Source organism: Pseudomonas sp. GD03862, from assembly GCF_029840855.1.
In the GTDB taxonomy this organism is placed as follows: domain Bacteria; phylum Pseudomonadota; class Gammaproteobacteria; order Pseudomonadales; family Pseudomonadaceae; genus Aquipseudomonas; species Aquipseudomonas alloputida.
Genome location: NZ_JAOCDI010000042.1, coordinates 36,457 through 50,930 on the forward strand (window position 1 = coordinate 36,457; position 14,474 = coordinate 50,930).

Annotated in this window: 16 protein-coding genes; 12 read left to right on the plus strand and 4 right to left on the minus strand. The window is 62.0% G+C overall.

Going from position 1 to position 14,474, the window contains the following annotated elements; genetic code table 11:
* The first annotated feature begins 75 nt into the window (after positions 1–75).
* The 3 genes from N5D53_RS22265 to pdeM all read left to right on the plus strand — a co-directional run bounded on the left by N5D53_RS22265 (position 76) and on the right by pdeM (position 4,356).
* Positions 76–1,191 carry a succinylglutamate desuccinylase/aspartoacylase family protein gene (locus N5D53_RS22265; RefSeq protein ID WP_020191303.1) on the plus strand — a complete coding sequence of 372 codons (1,116 nt, stop codon included), beginning with the start codon at positions 76–78 and terminating at the stop codon, positions 1,189–1,191.
* 67 nt (positions 1,192–1,258) lie between these two features.
* Entirely contained in the window at positions 1,259–3,709 is a 2,451-nt protein-coding gene (locus tag N5D53_RS22270; RefSeq protein ID WP_279840835.1) for a ligase-associated DNA damage response DEXH box helicase, read from the plus strand.
* The gene (gene pdeM / locus N5D53_RS22275; RefSeq protein WP_104886604.1) at positions 3,706–4,356 is read left to right on the plus strand and encodes a ligase-associated DNA damage response endonuclease PdeM; all 651 of its coding nucleotides are present in this window, start codon (positions 3,706–3,708) and stop codon (positions 4,354–4,356) included. Before N5D53_RS22270 ends, pdeM begins: the two co-directional genes overlap by 4 nt.
* 6 nt (positions 4,357–4,362) lie before the next feature.
* Here pdeM and N5D53_RS22280 read toward each other — a convergent pair whose 3' ends face one another.
* Together N5D53_RS22280 and dcd are read right to left on the minus strand one after the other, a co-directional pair.
* On the minus strand, positions 4,363–4,590 hold the full coding sequence (locus N5D53_RS22280; protein WP_003254918.1) for a hypothetical protein: 228 nt from the start codon (positions 4,588–4,590) through the stop codon (positions 4,363–4,365).
* A 94-nt stretch (positions 4,591–4,684) separates the two neighbouring features.
* Positions 4,685–5,251: a dCTP deaminase gene (gene dcd / locus N5D53_RS22285; RefSeq protein WP_003254920.1), complete on the minus strand. Its 567-nt coding sequence runs from the start codon at positions 5,249–5,251 to the stop codon at positions 4,685–4,687.
* A 327-nt stretch (positions 5,252–5,578) separates the two neighbouring features.
* Here dcd and N5D53_RS22290 point away from each other — a divergent pair, with 327 nt between their 5' ends.
* The gene (locus N5D53_RS22290; RefSeq protein ID WP_003254922.1) at positions 5,579–5,788 is read left to right on the plus strand and encodes a cold-shock protein; all 210 of its coding nucleotides are present in this window, start codon (positions 5,579–5,581) and stop codon (positions 5,786–5,788) included.
* Between the two features lie 167 nt (positions 5,789–5,955).
* On the opposite strand, the gene apbC is transcribed toward N5D53_RS22290, so the two are convergent.
* Positions 5,956–7,050 (minus strand): iron-sulfur cluster carrier protein ApbC, encoded by a 1,095-nt coding sequence (gene apbC / locus N5D53_RS22295; protein WP_003254924.1) that lies wholly within the window; start codon positions 7,048–7,050, stop codon positions 5,956–5,958.
* A gap of 158 nt (positions 7,051–7,208) precedes the next feature.
* On the opposite strand from apbC, the gene metG reads away from it, so the two are divergent.
* The 7 genes from metG (at position 7,209) to N5D53_RS22330 (ending at position 12,911) form a co-directional block, all read left to right on the plus strand.
* A complete protein-coding gene (gene metG / locus N5D53_RS22300) occupies positions 7,209–9,248 on the plus strand; it encodes a methionine--tRNA ligase (RefSeq protein WP_003254925.1) in 2,040 nt (679 codons plus the stop codon).
* 106 nt (positions 9,249–9,354) lie between these two features.
* Entirely contained in the window at positions 9,355–9,903 is a 549-nt protein-coding gene (locus N5D53_RS22305; protein WP_064492962.1) for an Rnf-Nqr domain containing protein, read from the plus strand.
* A complete protein-coding gene (locus tag N5D53_RS22310; RefSeq protein ID WP_266024995.1) occupies positions 9,900–10,871 on the plus strand; it encodes an RnfABCDGE type electron transport complex subunit D in 972 nt (323 codons plus the stop codon). The genes N5D53_RS22305 and N5D53_RS22310 overlap by 4 nt, the downstream gene beginning before the upstream one ends.
* The gene (locus tag N5D53_RS22315) at positions 10,868–11,470 is read left to right on the plus strand and encodes an RnfABCDGE type electron transport complex subunit G (protein ID WP_104960921.1); all 603 of its coding nucleotides are present in this window, start codon (positions 10,868–10,870) and stop codon (positions 11,468–11,470) included. Before N5D53_RS22310 ends, N5D53_RS22315 begins: the two co-directional genes overlap by 4 nt.
* On the plus strand, positions 11,463–11,987 hold the full coding sequence (locus N5D53_RS22320; RefSeq protein ID WP_104960920.1) for an NADH:quinone oxidoreductase: 525 nt from the start codon (positions 11,463–11,465) through the stop codon (positions 11,985–11,987). The genes N5D53_RS22315 and N5D53_RS22320 overlap by 8 nt, the downstream gene beginning before the upstream one ends.
* Before the next feature lie 4 nt (positions 11,988–11,991).
* Positions 11,992–12,630, plus strand: coding sequence for an endonuclease III (nth, locus tag N5D53_RS22325; protein WP_020193232.1), 639 nt, complete (start codon positions 11,992–11,994; stop codon positions 12,628–12,630).
* Between the two features lie 104 nt (positions 12,631–12,734).
* Positions 12,735–12,911 carry a hypothetical protein gene (locus N5D53_RS22330; protein WP_010952256.1) on the plus strand — a complete coding sequence of 59 codons (177 nt, stop codon included), beginning with the start codon at positions 12,735–12,737 and terminating at the stop codon, positions 12,909–12,911.
* Positions 12,912–12,981: 70 nt separating this feature from the next.
* On the opposite strand, the gene N5D53_RS22335 is transcribed toward N5D53_RS22330, so the two are convergent.
* On the minus strand, positions 12,982–13,605 hold the full coding sequence (locus N5D53_RS22335) for a response regulator transcription factor (protein ID WP_003254939.1): 624 nt from the start codon (positions 13,603–13,605) through the stop codon (positions 12,982–12,984).
* A gap of 366 nt (positions 13,606–13,971) precedes the next feature.
* Between N5D53_RS22335 and N5D53_RS22340 the strand changes: the two genes are divergently transcribed.
* On the plus strand, positions 13,972–14,454 hold the full coding sequence (locus N5D53_RS22340; RefSeq protein ID WP_064492967.1) for a hypothetical protein: 483 nt from the start codon (positions 13,972–13,974) through the stop codon (positions 14,452–14,454).
* The last annotated feature ends 20 nt before the right edge of the window (positions 14,455–14,474 follow it).

The following is a 14,474-nucleotide window of genomic DNA, read 5'->3' on the forward strand; positions in this document are numbered from 1 at the left end:
ATTCGCTGAAACTATGCTTCTATTTTTGAGCCGACCCGTGTCGCAGACCGTTTTCGCCACGCAGCCAGGACCAACATGCACCATTCAACCCACGACCTGCTCTCCCCCGTACCGGGGATCACCCGCCAACTGCACAGCTTCCACTTCGGCCCCCGCAGTGGTGGCAAAGTCTATATCCAGGCCTCACTGCACGCCGACGAGCTGCCGGGCATGCTGGTAGCCTGGCACCTCAAGCGCCGCTTGGCCGAGCTGGAACAGCAAGGCCGACTGCAGCGCGAGATCATACTGGTGCCGGTGGCCAACCCGGTGGGTTTGGAGCAAGTGCTGCTGGATGCACCATTGGGGCGTTTTGAACTGCAAAGCGGCGAGAACTTCAATCGCAACTTCGTCGACCTGTCGGACAGCATCGGCGACCAGATCGAAGAACACCTTACCCAGGACCCGACGCACAACCTTGCACTGATCCGCGAATACCTGCGCCGTGGCCTGGACGCACACCCGGTCCGCACACCCCTGCAAGCCCAGCGCCTGATACTGCAGCGCCTGGCCTGCGATGCCGATATGGTGCTGGACCTGCACTGCGACTTCGAAGCAGTCGAGCACCTGTACACCACACCCGATGCCTGGCCCCAGATCGAACCCTTGGCCCGTTACCTGGGCGCCCAGGCCAGCCTGCTGGCAACCGACTCGGGCGGGCAGTCGTTCGATGAATGTTTCAGCCTGGTCTGGTGGCAATTGCAGCAACGTTTCGGCAAACGCTTCCCGATTCCGCTGGGCTGCTGCTCGGTTACCGTGGAGCTTCGTGGCCAGGCGGATGTCAGCCATGATCTGGCCAGCAAGGACTGCCAGGCGATCCTCGACTTCCTGACCCACGCAGGTGTCATCGAAGGCACCAGCGCCCCCCTGCCCGCGCTGTTACGCCACGCCACGCCGTTGGCCGCGGTGGAACCTGTGGCAACGCCACTGGGTGGGTTGCTGGTTTACCACGCCAAACCGGGCCAGCACCTGGAGGCCGGCCAACTGATCGCCGAAGTCATCGACCCACTCAGTGACCGAGTCACCCCCCTTCGCAACAGCCAGCCGGGGCTGCTGTATGCGCGTAGCGTCCGGCGCATGGCCACCGCTGGCATGGTCATCGCCCATGTGGCCGGCGAACAGGTATGCCGCAGCGGCTACCTGTTGGCCAATTGATCCGGTAAAACCATTGCAGCCGGCAAGTGGTCTGTAGAAGCACAGCCTTCGAAGGACCGCCTGCCTCATGCCTGCTGCTACCGACCTCGCCAATGCCTGGTTTGCCAAGCGCGGCTGGAAGCCCTTCGCCTTCCAGCGGCGCGTATGGGCTGCCGTCGAACGGGGCGAGTCCGGTTTGCTGCATGCCAGTACCGGTGCCGGCAAGACCTACGCGGTCTGGCTCGCGGCGCTGCGTGCGTTCAAGCCCAGGCCCCAGGGCCGCCACTTGGCCCCCATACAGGTGCTGTGGGTGACGCCCATGCGTGCCCTTGCCGCCGACACCGCACGTGCGTTGCAAGCGCCGCTTGATGAACTCCAGCTGCCTTGGAGCGTAGGGGTGCGCAGCGGCGACACCAACAGCGCCGAGCGCGCCCGACAGGCCCGGCGGCTACCCAGTGTGTTGATCACCACCCCTGAAAGCCTGACCCTGCTGCTGACCCGGGCACAGGCCCGTGAGGATTTCGCCACGCTGCAGCTGGTGGTGGTGGATGAATGGCACGAGCTGCTTGGCAACAAGCGCGGGGTACAACTGCAGCTGGCCTTGGCGCGCCTGCGGCATTGGCACCCGGGCCTACCGACCTGGGGCTTGTCGGCAACCCTCGGCAACCTGCAACACGCACGGGATGTCTTGCTGCCCCAGGGCGGCCTGCTGGTGCAAGGCCGGCAAGACAAGGCACTGCAAGTCGACACCCTGCTGCCAACAGCGATCGAGCGCTTCCCTTGGGCTGGACACATGGGCCTGAAGATGCTCGACCAGGTCTGTCACGAGATCGATGTCAGTGCCAGTAGCCTGGTGTTCACCAACACCCGCGCCCAGGCAGAAATCTGGTATCAGGCCCTGCTTGAGGCCCGCCCGGACTGGGCCGGGCTGATCGCCCTGCACCACGCCTCGCTGGCCCGTGATACGCGCGACTGGGTGGAGCGCAGCCTCAAGCAAGGCAGCCTCAAGGCGGTGATCTGCACGTCCAGCCTGGACCTGGGCGTGGACTTTCTGCCCGTGGAACGGGTGCTGCAAATCGGCTCGGCCAAGGGCATCGCCCGCCTGATGCAGCGGGCGGGTCGCTCAGGACACGCGCCCGGGCGGCACTCCAGGGTCACCCTGGTGCCCACCCATAGCCTGGAACTGGTGGAAGCGGCGGCGGCCCGGCAGGCGCTGATAGCCGGCCACATGGAAGCCCGCTTTTCACCGCGCCTGTGCATGGACGTGCTGGTACAGCATCTGGTCAGCATGGCCTTGGGCAGCGGTTTTCGCCCGGAGCAACTGCTCGCCGAAGTGCGCAGCACCTGGGCTTTTCGCCAGTTGCGCGACAGCCAATGGCAATGGGCGCTGGACTTCGTCTGCCACGGCGGCAGCTCACTGACCGCCTACCCGGACTACCAGCGCGTCGAGCGCCAGGCCGACGGTGTTTACCGGGTTACCAGCGAACGCCTGGCGCGGCGCCACCGCATGGGCATCGGCACCATCGTCAGCGATGCCAACCTGCAACTGAAATACTGGAGCAAGGGCGGCGGCGGGAAAACGCTGGGCAGTGTTGAAGAAGCGTTCATCGCCCGCCTGCGCCCCGGCGATACGCTGGTGTTTGCCGGGCGGGTACTGGAGCTGGTGCGCGTGGAAAACATGACGGCCTATGTGCGTCGCAGCACGGCGCGCAAGGCTGCGGTAGCGCGCTGGAACGGCGGGCGCATGCCGCTCTCGAGCGAACTGGCCGAGGCGCTGGTCGAGCAGCTCGATGCTGCCGCCCATGAACGCTTTGACGGGCCGGAAATGCGCGCAGTACGCCCGCTGCTTGCGCTCCAGGCGCAGTGGTCAGCCTTGCCCACCACAGGCACACTGCTGGCCGAGACCTTCAAGTCCCGCCAGGGCTGGCACCTGTTCCTGTATCCCTTTGCCGGGCGCATGGCCAACCTGGGCTTGGCCAATCTGATTGCCTGGCGGGTCAGCCGCGCACAGCCGCTGTCGGTGTCGATTGCCGTCAACGATTACGGATTCGAACTCCTCAGCCCTGCCCAGGTGGACTGGGCCAGTCACCTGCCGCAAGCACTCGACACCGCGGACCTGCTGGAAGATGTGCTGGCCAGCCTGAATGCCGGGGAAATGGCACTGCGGCGCTTTCGTGAAATTGCCCAGATTGCCGGGCTGGTGTTTGGCGGTTATCCCGCCGCGCAGAAGAGCACGCGGCAAATCCAGGCCTCCAGCGGGCTGTTCTATGAGGTGTTTCGCAAGCACGACGCGGGGAATTTGCTGCTTGGCCAGGCGCGGGATGAAGTATTGAGCGAAGAGCTGGAAATCGAACGGCTGCATCGGCAACTGCTGAAAATGAGTAAGTTGCAACTGGACCTGCGGGCGTTGAAGCGGCCAGGGCCCCTGGCGTTTGCCTTGTTGGTGGAAGGCATGCGCGAGACATTGAGCACCGAGAAGCTGGCAGACCGCATTGCGCGGATGGTGGCGGAACTGGAACAAGCGGCGGACGCGGGATGAATTACCAACCCATCGAACACCGGGGGCAGGCGCTCTGGCTGCTTGCCGACAAAGCCATCTACTGGCCCGCCCGCCGCGCCTTGCTGGTGGCCGACGTGCACATCGGAAAGGCCGCCAGCTACCGCGCCCTGCATCAACCGGTGCCACGTGGAACGACTGAGGCGACACTCGACAGGCTCGATCGCCTGCTGGCCGAGCATGACTGCGAACAACTGATCATCCTGGGCGACTTTCTGCATGCCCGCACGGCCCGCGCCCCGGCAACGCTGGCCAAGGTGGAGGATTGGCGCAAGCGGCACAAAAATCTGAAAGTGGTGCTCATACGCGGCAATCATGATCGCAACGCCGGCGATCCACCTGCCTCGCTCGATATTCAGGTCGTGGACGAGCCTTGGGTTCTGGAGCCCTTTGCCCTGCAGCACGAGCCGCAGCCCCACCGCACACACCCGGTACTGGCGGGCCATGTACACCCGGTCTTCGTCCTGCGCGGCAAGGCCCGTCAGCGCTTGCGCCTGCCTTGCTTCGTGATCGATGAGCAAGTCAGCCTGCTACCTGCATTCGGTGAGTTCACCGGGGGGTGGGAAATCACCCCCGCCAGCGCCAGCCGGCTGTACCTGGCTGGCGCTGAACGCGTCTGGCCGCTTTAGCGACGCTCAGGCCACAGGGGCGGGAGGCGGCTCGTCCGGCAAGGTCGGCTCACCCGGCTCCATGGGAGGCGTCTCACCGGGTTCCGGCGGTTGCGGGGTATCGGGGTCAGGCTGATGGGGCACGCCCCCCGCCTGCATGGGCAGCGGGTGCGCCAGCAGTGACCAGGGCAACAACCCTACGTGATTGGGCTGCAGGCCTGCCAGCTTGGCACTGATTGCGGGATGGAGTTTCATTGGCTGCTCCTGACGAAAGCCGATGCACATCATGCACACCGGCGTTACTTCGTTGGAGTGCCAAAGGCGCGGGTAATTCCCCGCGCTTGTCGGCTCAGGTACGCGGCAGAGTGACGCCGCGTTGGCCCTGGTATTTGCCGCCACGGTCCTTGTACGACACTTCGCACTCTTCGTCGGACTGCAAGAACAGCATCTGCGCCACGCCTTCGTTGGCGTAGATCTTCGCCGGCAGCGTGGTGGTGTTGGAGAACTCCAACGTCACGTGGCCTTCCCATTCGGGCTCGAGCGGCGTGACGTTGACGATGATGCCGCAACGGGCGTAGGTGCTCTTGCCCAGGCAAATGGTCAGCACGTCACGAGGAATGCGGAAATATTCGACAGTGCGCGCCAGGGCGAAAGAGTTTGGCGGGATGATGCACACGTCGCTCTTGATATCGACGAAGCTGCCAGCATCGAAATTTTTCGGGTCGACGGTGGCCGAGTTGATGTTGGTGAACACCTTGAATTCGTCGGCGCAGCGTACGTCGTACCCATAGCTGGAGACGCCGAAGGAGATCACGCGGTTGTCCTGCTCGCCGCGCACCTGGCGCTCGACGAACGGCTCGATCATGCCGTGTTCCTGCGCCATGCGGCGAATCCACTTGTCCGATTTGATGCTCATGGCGGGGTGTCCTGAAGAGTTGCGAGGTGAAAATCGTGACGCGCATATTACCGGTCCCGGCGCCCAGGTTAAAGTTCCATCCCTCATCCCGCGCCGGGTGGGGGCTGCAGCCGCCGCCGATCCGAATTTGCCTAAAGCGTCTTCTGACCATTGGCAGGTTGCGGAAAGTGGGGTAAGGTGTTGCCACTGTGCTGCACGTGACACCGAGAATCTCTAGTTTGATGCACGATCCTGATCGGCCCATCGCTGAATTTTCTGCTCTCTTTGCGCTCAGTCCCGGGCAGGGTTTTTCCTGACCGTTATCAAATTGTCCAAGGAGACAGAAAAATGTCCAACCGTCAATCCGGTGTTGTTAAGTGGTTCAACGATGAGAAAGGCTACGGCTTCATCACCCCTCAGTCGGGCGACGACCTGTTCGTGCACTTCAAAGCCATCCAAGCTGACGGCTTCAAAACCCTGAAAGAAGGCCAGGCTGTTACTTTCGTCGCTACCCGCGGCCAGAAAGGCATGCAGGCTGAAGAAGTTCAGATCGCCTAAGTCGATCTAGCTTCCTAGCTTTCAAAAAAACCCGCCTTCTGGCGGGTTTTTTTATGCCTGCTCGAAATAGGCGCTGGCCTCTTCGCGGGCTCGCCCGCTCCCACAGGGACTGCACAGGCTTCAAGTACGGCGCAGTCGCTGTGTGCGGGCAAACTCGGTATGGCAGGTCAGTCTTCGCTGATGGTAATGCTGGGCATTGCCGGCGCCGCAGCTTCCTGCAGCACGATCCGCGCGCCTACCTGGCGAGCCAGCTCCTGGTAAACCATGGCAATCTGGCTTTCCGGCTCGGCGATCGCCGTGGGCTTGCCGCTGTCGGCCTGCTCACGTATCAGCATCGACAACGGCAGCGACGCCAGCAGGTCGACGCCATACTGGCTGGCCAGCTTCTCGCCGCCACCTTCACCGAACAGGTGTTCGGCATGGCCGCAATTCGAGCAGATATGCACGGCCATGTTCTCGACCACGCCCAGCACCGGAATGTTGACCTTGCGGAACATTTCCACGCCCTTCTTGGCATCCAGCAGCGCCAGGTCCTGCGGCGTGGTGACGATCACCGAACCGACCACCGGTACCTTTTGTGCCAGGGTCAGCTGGATGTCACCGGTACCCGGTGGCATATCGATCACCAGGTAATCCAGGTCATCCCAGGCGGTCTGGGTGACCAGTTGCAGCAGCGCGCCAGACACCATTGGGCCACGCCATACCATCGGCGTGTTGTCGTCGGTGAGGAAGGCCATGGACATGACTTCCACGCCGTGGGCCTTGATCGGCACGAACCACTTCTGCTCGCGAATCTGTGGACGGGTGCCCTCGGCGATGCCGAACATCACCCCCTGACTGGGGCCGTAGATATCGGCATCGAGAATACCTACCCGTGCGCCTTCGCGTGCGAGGGCCAAGGCCAGGTTGGCCGCGGTGGTCGACTTGCCCACACCGCCCTTGCCCGAGGCCACGGCGATGATGTTCTTGACGTTGGCCATGGCTGGCACCTGGGCCTGGGCCTTGTGCGCGGCCACCACGCAATCGATCGAAACCTGAGCGCCAGTGACCCCCTCAAGGCTGCCAATGGCGGTCTGCAGCACCTGGGCCCAGCCGTTCTTGAACAGCCCTGCGGCATAACCCAACTGCAACTGCACGCTGACCTGCCCGCCCTGGATATCGATGGCGCGCACGCAGCCGGCGCTGACCGGATCCTGGTTCAGGTAGGGGTCGGTGTACTGGCGAAGCACGCCTTCAACGGCGGCACGGGTGACGGCACTCATGGAGACTCCCATTGGCAAACTGAATGTAAAACAGCCGCCTATCCTAACCCGTCAATCGTCAGCAGATGCGCTTGCGGGGTGAAATATCTTCGCCAGCCCTTTATAGTGGCCGATCATCCTCATTTTTACCCCGTAGCCAGATAAGTAGCCGAGCCACCATGTCCGAGCCACGCCAGATTCTCGTCACCAGCGCCCTGCCCTATGCCAATGGATCGATCCATCTCGGCCATATGCTGGAGTACATCCAGACGGACATGTGGGTGCGCTTCCAGAAGCTGCGCGGCAACCAGTGCATCTATGTCTGCGCCGACGACGCCCACGGTTCGGCCATCATGCTGCGCGCCGAAAAGGAAGGCATCACCCCGGAACAGCTGATCGCCAACGTCCAGGCCGAGCACAGCAGCGATTTCGCCGACTTCCTGGTGGACTTCGACAACTTCCACTCCACCCACAGCGAAGAGAACCGCGAGCTGTCGAGCCTGATCTACTCGCGCCTGCGTGAAGCCGGGCACATCGCCACCCGTTCGGTGACCCAGTACTTCGACCCGGAAAAAGGCATGTTCCTCGCCGACCGCTTCATCAAGGGCACCTGCCCGAAGTGCGCGGCCGAAGACCAGTACGGCGACAACTGCGAAAAATGCGGCGCCACCTACGCACCCACCGAGCTGAAGAACCCCAAGTCAGCGATCTCCGGTGCCACCCCGGTACTGCGTGATTCCCAGCATTTCTTCTTCAAGCTGCCAGACTTCCAGGCCATGCTGCAGCAGTGGACCCGAAGCGGCACCCTGCAGGATGCGGTAGCCAACAAACTGGCGGAATGGCTGGACTCCGGCCTGCAGGAGTGGGATATCTCCCGCGACGCGCCGTACTTCGGCTTCGAGATCCCGGGTGAGCCTGGCAAATACTTCTACGTATGGCTGGATGCACCAATCGGCTACATGGCCAGCTTCAAGAACCTCTGCGCACGCCGCCCGGAGCTGGACTTCGACGCCTTCTGGAACGAAGGCTCCAAGGCCGAGCTGTACCACTTCATCGGCAAGGACATCGTCAACTTCCACGCCCTGTTCTGGCCAGCCATGCTCGAAGGCGCCGGCTTCCGCAAGCCGACCGCGGTCAACGTGCACGGCTACCTGACGGTCAACGGCGCCAAGATGTCCAAGTCGCGCGGCACCTTCATCAAGGCCCGCACCTACCTGGACCACCTGCAGCCGGAATACCTGCGTTACTACTATGCGGCCAAGCTGGGCCGTGGCGTCGACGACCTGGACCTGAACCTGGAAGACTTCGTGCAGAAGGTCAACTCCGACCTGGTCGGCAAGGTCGTCAACATTGCCAGCCGCTGCGCCGGTTTCATCCACAAGGGCAACGAGGGTGTGATGGTAAGCGGTGATGCCGCGCCTGAGCTGACCGAAGCCTTCCTGGCTGCCGCACCTTCCATCGCCGAAGCCTATGAGGCCCGTGATTTTGGCCGCGCCATGCGCGAAATCATGGCACTGGCCGACCGCGCCAACGCCTGGATCGCCGACAAGGCGCCGTGGTCACTGGCCAAGCAGGAAGGCAAGCAGGATGAAGTCCAGGCCATCTGCGCCCAAGGCATCAACCTGTTCCGCCAGCTGGTGATCTTCCTCAAACCGGTACTGCCGGTGCTGGCCGCTGACGCCGAGGCTTTCCTCAACGTGGCCCCGCTGACCTGGAACGACCACCTGACACGCCTGGAAAACCACGCGCTTAACCCGTTCAAGGCCTTGATGAGCCGTATCGAGCCGGCCAAGGTCGAAGCCATGGTCGCTGCCAGCAAGGAAGACCTGCTGGCTGCCGAAGCCAAGGCCCCGGCGGGCAATGGCGAGCTGGCCAAGGACCCGCTGTCGGCAGAGATCGAGTTCGATACCTTCGCTGCCGTCGACCTGCGTGTGGCGCTGATCGTCAAGGCTGAAGCCGTGGCGGGTGCCGACAAGTTGCTGCAACTGACCCTGGACATTGGTGACGAGCGCCGCAACGTGTTCTCCGGCATCAAGTCGGCCTACCCAGACCCATCCAAGCTGGAAGGCCGCCTGACCATGATGGTAGCCAACCTCAAACCCCGGAAGATGCGCTTTGGCGTGTCCGAAGGCATGGTCATGGCTGCCGGCCCTGGCGGTGAAGAAATCTACCTGCTGAGCCCGGACAGCGGCGCCAAGCCAGGCCAGCGCATCAAGTAACCGCCCTGCGGGCCATTGTGGGAGCGGCCTGCCCGCTCCCACAATTACGCAGGCCCCTTCATGCCAAACCCGGACAATCGCACCGATTCCCGGCTATCGTCATCTCATGAATGACTACATCCTGGTCCTGATCAGCGCCGCACTGATCAATCACCTGTGCCTGCTCCGACAGCCACTCTCCGGGCTGCAACTTCAGGTGCACGGCCTGGCCTGCGCCCTGTGCATCGCCCTGGGCGTAATCGGCGCGCAGCTGCTGGTGCACGCGGTACTTGCCCCGTTGCACATCCACGATCTTGCCCTGTTTCTGCTATTGCCCTGGCTGGCTTTGCTCGCCTGGGGCCTGCCCTGGCTTTTGGCCAAGTGGCGCCCGGCCTGGCCTGTAGTGGGGTTGCCAGCGCTGCTGTTGAGCAATGCAGCAGCGCTTGGGCTGGCCCTGCAGCAGACAAGCGACGGCAGCACCTGGCCAACCATGCTGCTCCAAGGCTTGCTGACGGGTGGCGGCTTCTGGCTGGCGCTGATGGTGTTCGCCGACCTGCGCCAGCGCAGCGCCCACGCCGATATCCCCAACGCACTGCGCGGCCTGCCCATCGAGTTGATCGGTGCCGGGGTGATGGCTATGGCGTTTTCCGGTTTCAACGGAATGTTTGGCCAATGAGCAGTCCCGATCCGCGCCTACGCACCAGCATGGGCCTGGTCTTGCTAGCCTGCACGCCTGGACTGCTGGCGCTGTTGTGGCTGCATGGCTGGGGCATGATGCTGAACCTGTTGCTGTGCGCCAGTGCCGCGCTGCTGTGCGAGGCATTGCTGCTGGCACTGCGCAGCCAATCACTGAGCCAGGCGCTAACCGACGGCAGCGCACTGGTGACCGCCGTACTGCTGGCGGCCGCCCTGCCCACCTTGGCGCCATGGTGGCTGCCGGTCATCGCGGCAAGTGTCGCGATCGGAATCGGCAAGCAGGCCTACGGTGGGGTCGGGCGAAATCTGTTCAATCCGGCCATGGTGGGTTATGCCTTCGTGCTGCTCAGCTTCCCGTTGCAGATGAACCATTGGCCTGGGCAGGCCCCAGGCCTGCTCGACAGCGTGCAGCAGGTGTTCGCTGGGGGCGAACAGATCGATGCCTGGGCCCGTCCGACATTGCTCGACGGCTTGCGCCACAACCCCAGCCTGACCATCGACGAACTGTTTGCCAGCCATCCAGGCTTTGGCAACATTGGCGGGGCAGGCAGCGAATGGGTCAACCTGGCATTCCTGCTTGGTGGCCTGTTCTTGTTGCAGCGCAAGGTGATCAGTTGGCATGCACCGGCAGGTTTGCTGGCAGGGCTATTGGTATTCAGCTTGTTGGGCTGGAACGGTTCGGGGTCGGACTCCAATGGCTCGCCTTTGCTGCACCTGTTTTCCGGCTCGACCATGCTGGCAGCCTTCTTCATTGCGACCGAGCCAGTGTCCGGCCCCAGAGACGACTGGGCCAAGCTGTGCTTCGGCGTGGGAACAGGAGTGCTCATCTACCTGATTCGTACCTGGGGCAGCTATCCGGATGGCACCGCGTTCGCCGTCCTGCTGATGAACCTTTTCGCACCGGCACTCGAGCGCATGGCTGCGCAGCGTCAGCAGGCAGCCCGATGAAGCGCGGGGTTCGGGATGTGGGCCTGTTGCTGCTGACTGGAGTATTGGCAGTGTCAGCCACCCTGGCCTGGCGGCAGTGGACCGGTCCGGCCATCGCCGGCGCTGAAAAGCAGCTGCAAAGCCGCCAGCGGCTGGCCGTGCTGCCCGACGGTAGCTATGACAACCAGCCCCTGGAAAGCCCGCTGCCAAGGCCCGCCGCACAGAGGCCCAACAGCCGTATCCTGGCGGCTTACCGTGCCACTGTGGCAGGTAAGCCAAGCGCCATTATCCTGATCACACAGGCCCAGGGGTATGCCGGGCCGATCGTGCTGAGCGTCGCCATCACCACGGACGGCCAGCTGATCGGCAGCCAGGTTGTCGAACAACAGGAAAGCCCCGGGCTGGGCGATCGCCTGGGGGATCCGCGATTGCACTGGCTGAGTCAGTTCAACAACCGCGATCAGGGCGATCACTGGGCGCTGAAGCGGGACCAGGGTGACTTTGACCAATTGGCCGGCGCAACCGTGACCTCGCGCGCGGTGATCGCCGCATTGCAGGATGCGCTGAGCTATTTCGACGAGCAGCGTAGTGTATTGCTGGAGGGCGCCACCCATGAATAGGTTCTGCCTGCTGGCCATGAGCCTGGCGCCACTGCTGGGTGCCACCCGAACGCTGGCTGAAGGCGCGGCCATCGGCCTGTGCGCAGTACTGATGGGGTGCCTGCACCAACTGTTGCTGGCGCCACTGCGTAAACACATGGCCAGCTGGGCCTATGTACTGGCTAGCCTGTTGCTGCTGGCAGCCTTGGCCAGTTGCCTGCAGTTGGCCCTGCGGGCCTGGCTGCTACCACTGGCCATTGCCCTGGGCCACTATCCCGCATTGTTGTGCCTGCAATGCCTGGCCAGTGACCACCTGCTACCTGACCAACGCCGCTGGCGCCTGCTCGCAAAGCACCTCGGCGCTGTCTTTGCCATTTGCCTGCTGCTGGGCGCCAGCCGCCAATGGCTGGCTGACCATGCCGAGCTGCACCTGGCCAGCCTCGCACCCGGTGCGCTACTGCTGCTGGGTCTGCTGTTGGCCTTGTACAATCGCCTGCTTCCGGACCCTGCCCACCCACCTCGTCAAGGAAAGCCCTGATTTCATGAATGCCGCCAAACGCCTGGAGATTTTTCGCAGGCTGCACGAAGACAACCCCGACCCAAAGACCGAACTGGCCTACACGACCCCGTTTGAACTGCTGGTCGCCGTGACACTGTCCGCGCAATCCACCGACGTCGGCGTCAACAAGGCCACTGCCCGCCTGTTCCCCGTCGCCAACACCCCCGAGGCCATCTATGCCCTGGGCGTTGAAGGCCTCAGCGAATACATCAAGACCATCGGGCTTTACAACAGCAAGGCCAAGAATGTCATCGAAACGTGCCGGCTACTGATCGAGCGCCACGACAGCCAGGTACCGCAAACCCGCGAAGCGCTGGAGGCGCTACCCGGCGTCGGCCGCAAAACCGCCAACGTGGTGCTAAACACGGCGTTTCGCCAACCGGCCATGGCCGTGGATACCCATATCTTCCGGGTGAGTAACCGCACAGGCATCGCGCCAGGCAAAACGGTGCTGGAAGTGGAAAAGAAACTGCTCAAGTTTGTACCCAAGGACTACCTGCTCGACGCCCACCACTGGCTGATCCTGCACGGGCGCTACGTGTGCCAGGCGCGCAAGCCAAGGTGCGGCAGCTGCAGGATCGAAGATTTGTGCGAGTACAAGCACAAAACCTCCGACGATTGAGCCGATAGCCAAAAACCACTCACATCGATTGAAAAAATCTTTTTTACCAGCGTCTGCTTTCTGGTTATAAGGACGGCCAATGGCCCCTTGGCTTGGAGCGACTCATGAGTACCGATAAAGACGACCTGTCGATCGATGATGATTTTGTTGCCGCAGACGATGACGCGGAGCCACAGGTTGAAATCGCAAAGACCAACCTGAGCAAACGTCGCACCATCGACAACATGCTGGAAGAACGGCGCCTGCAAAAGCAGTTGGCCGATTTCGATTACGACCTGTAGTGCGGGTCCCGTAGTCAGGGACCGATAGCCTTGGCAAAGCCTCCTGGCTGGAGGCTTCAAGGCTTGGCGATCAGTTCAGACCTTGCCGTTGCGCCAGCTCGATCAGGTCAACCAGTGACCGTGCATTGAGCTTTAGCAACAGCCGCGACTTGTAGGTACTGACCGTCTTGTTACTGAGGTACATGCTGTCGGCAATCTCCTTGTTCGAACGCCCTCGCGCCAGTTGTTGCAGCACCGTCATTTCTCGCGCAGAAAGGCGATTCACCATATCCGTCTCGCTGCCCGCCCCCCTGCCACGTGACGCATGCAAGGCCTGGTTGGGGAAGTAGCTGTAACCCGACAACACAGCCTTGATAGCGCTGAGCAGTTCGGTAAGCTCCTGCTGCTTGCACACGTAACCCGCCGCCCCTGCCTGCATGCAGCGCATCGAAAAGTTGCCGGGGGCCTGTGACGTCAGCACCAGTACCTTGCTACCCGGGCTGAATGTCGCCATGCGGGCGATCACCTCCAGGCCATCCAGTTTCGGGATACCGATATCCAGCACCACAATATCCGGCAGGTGTTGCCGTGTCAGCTGCAACGCAGCTACCCCATTGTCAGTCTCCGCCACAACGTCATACCCATGCCGCTCCATCAGCATGCGTACGGCCAGGCGTATGACCGGATGATCATCCACGATAAGCACTTTATTCATGCGATATCCATACATTGTTGTTGCTTTGGCACGCCACGATAACCGACAGGACGCTTGCTGGCGCGGCGATTTACCAGCGAAAGCCATGGACAGACAAAGCCTACAGAACTTACAGAAACTTCCTACACACAATGACTATGGTTGTAACAAATAAATTACTTATTACCGAAAAAAGGTACCACCCACTGACATAAACGTACCAGTTGAATACTGATCTTCAGCAAAGGAAAACTTCCGACTCAAACACGTCGAAAAAGCAACACAACGAGGTTCTCTGACGATCATTCCTCCCCCGGGAAACAATCCAGCCTTTAGTTGAGTACAGCAGTAAGGTAAAGATGGACAAAACCGCTGGAGACGGCCCATATGACCCAAGCACAACCTGTCGCCCCGCTGACGATCATTGCCATCTTCGCGGGGATCATCGAAGCCTCCGCCCTTGCCACACTGCCATTTCTCGGCGAGTCCAGCCAAAAGCTCTACACCTGGTTCCTGGTAGGCTTTCCATTCTTTCTGACGGCACTGTTTTTTCTGACACTCAACTTCAATTACAAGTCGTTCTATAGCCCGCTTCCCAACAACACAGCACACGACAACACGCCAGCACTGAGCAGTGTGGCCACACCCGCAATTGCCAATGATGCCCCCGAGGCGGTACAGGGCGAACCTGTCACTTTCATGTTCTCCGGCCCCGACGCCTGTCGCATGATGGAACAACAACTCTTGCACGCACTTGCCCAACCGCCCGAGCCAGCGCGCGTCTGGCGCTTTTGTAATCTGGACAGACGTCAATGTGCGCAGCTTTCGATCAGCGCACTCGAGGGCGATGATGTGAGCCATCGAAGTTGAACGACCCGCCTTTGCGCGGG

What these genes read in the sequence shown, in the direction of transcription:
- N5D53_RS22265 (WP_020191303.1), top strand. Translation starts at nt 76, where the DNA reads ATGCACCATTCAACCCACGACCTGCTCTCCCCCGTACCGGGGATCACC.
- N5D53_RS22270 (WP_279840835.1), top strand. Translation starts at nt 1,259, where the DNA reads ATGCCTGCTGCTACCGACCTCGCCAATGCCTGGTTTGCCAAGCGCGGC.
- pdeM (WP_104886604.1), top strand. Translation starts at nt 3,706, where the DNA reads ATGAATTACCAACCCATCGAACACCGGGGGCAGGCGCTCTGGCTGCTT.
- N5D53_RS22280 (WP_003254918.1), bottom strand. Translation starts at nt 4,590, where the DNA reads ATGAAACTCCATCCCGCAATCAGTGCCAAGCTGGCAGGCCTGCAGCCC.
- dcd (WP_003254920.1), bottom strand. Translation starts at nt 5,251, where the DNA reads ATGAGCATCAAATCGGACAAGTGGATTCGCCGCATGGCGCAGGAACAC.
- N5D53_RS22290 (WP_003254922.1), top strand. Translation starts at nt 5,579, where the DNA reads ATGTCCAACCGTCAATCCGGTGTTGTTAAGTGGTTCAACGATGAGAAA.
- apbC (WP_003254924.1), bottom strand. Translation starts at nt 7,050, where the DNA reads ATGAGTGCCGTCACCCGTGCCGCCGTTGAAGGCGTGCTTCGCCAGTAC.
- metG (WP_003254925.1), top strand. Translation starts at nt 7,209, where the DNA reads ATGTCCGAGCCACGCCAGATTCTCGTCACCAGCGCCCTGCCCTATGCC.
- N5D53_RS22305 (WP_064492962.1), top strand. Translation starts at nt 9,355, where the DNA reads ATGAATGACTACATCCTGGTCCTGATCAGCGCCGCACTGATCAATCAC.
- N5D53_RS22310 (WP_266024995.1), top strand. Translation starts at nt 9,900, where the DNA reads ATGAGCAGTCCCGATCCGCGCCTACGCACCAGCATGGGCCTGGTCTTG.
- N5D53_RS22315 (WP_104960921.1), top strand. Translation starts at nt 10,868, where the DNA reads ATGAAGCGCGGGGTTCGGGATGTGGGCCTGTTGCTGCTGACTGGAGTA.
- N5D53_RS22320 (WP_104960920.1), top strand. Translation starts at nt 11,463, where the DNA reads ATGAATAGGTTCTGCCTGCTGGCCATGAGCCTGGCGCCACTGCTGGGT.
- nth (WP_020193232.1), top strand. Translation starts at nt 11,992, where the DNA reads ATGAATGCCGCCAAACGCCTGGAGATTTTTCGCAGGCTGCACGAAGAC.
- N5D53_RS22330 (WP_010952256.1), top strand. Translation starts at nt 12,735, where the DNA reads ATGAGTACCGATAAAGACGACCTGTCGATCGATGATGATTTTGTTGCC.
- N5D53_RS22335 (WP_003254939.1), bottom strand. Translation starts at nt 13,605, where the DNA reads ATGAATAAAGTGCTTATCGTGGATGATCATCCGGTCATACGCCTGGCC.
- N5D53_RS22340 (WP_064492967.1), top strand. Translation starts at nt 13,972, where the DNA reads ATGACCCAAGCACAACCTGTCGCCCCGCTGACGATCATTGCCATCTTC.